General features: G+C 32.6%; 1 protein-coding gene. It reads left to right on the top strand.

Going from position 1 to position 743, the window contains the following annotated elements:
* On the top strand, window positions 1-582 hold a 582-nt coding region (locus OYV_RS04160; protein WP_042068463.1), incomplete at its 5' end, for a 6-phosphofructokinase.
* Between the last annotated feature and the right edge of the window lie 161 nt (window positions 583-743).

Genomic DNA, 743 nt, shown 5'->3' with positions numbered 1-743 from the left:
ACCATTGACAATGATATTTGTGCCACTTATTTTACTATTGGATTTAGCACTGCTCTCAATAATATTGTATATGCCATCGAAAAATTGCGCGATACTTCTGTTTCTCACAACCGATGCAGTATTATTGAAGTGATGGGACGCCACAAAGGGGATTTGGCTTTATTTGGTGGACTTGCTGCAGGAGCAGACGTTATTGTTACTCGCGAAAATCTTTTATCCCAACAAACTATTTGCCAAAAAATTAAATCTTTGCGCCAAGCAAACCAAAGACATGCTATTGTAGTTGTCACTGAACATATTTTTGATGTTGCAATTTTAGCCAAAGAGGTAGAAAATTACAGTGGTTTCGAAACTAGAGCCCAAGTTTTAGGACACATTCAAAGAGGTGGTAAACCAACTGCAGAAGATCTAGTCCTTGCTTTTATAATGGGAAGTTATGCCGTTTCTTTATTGCAACAAAACATTTTTAATTGTGCTGTTGGCACTTGCGGACTTAATTTGCATTACACTACTTTTGGTGATCTTTTTGAAAAAACTTATGAAAAAAATGAATTATTTAATGTAGTAACTAAATTGTTGTAAAATGATTGTAGAATAAAATATTGTATTTATCAAAATTAATTTTTGTACTTCCAAATCCCAAACCCCAAATAAATTACAATTGATTTTGATATAAATACTAAAAAAATAAAACGGAGTATATTTATGTCTACTGAAAAAAATCATTTCCCACACCCTTCCAA

The organism is 'Chrysanthemum coronarium' phytoplasma, from assembly GCF_000744065.1.
In the GTDB taxonomy this organism is placed as follows: domain Bacteria; phylum Bacillota_I; class Bacilli_A; order Acholeplasmatales; family Acholeplasmataceae; genus Phytoplasma; species Phytoplasma asteris.
The sequence above is the reverse complement of the archived record's forward strand: the minus strand, read 5'-3'. Positions and strand labels throughout refer to the sequence as shown.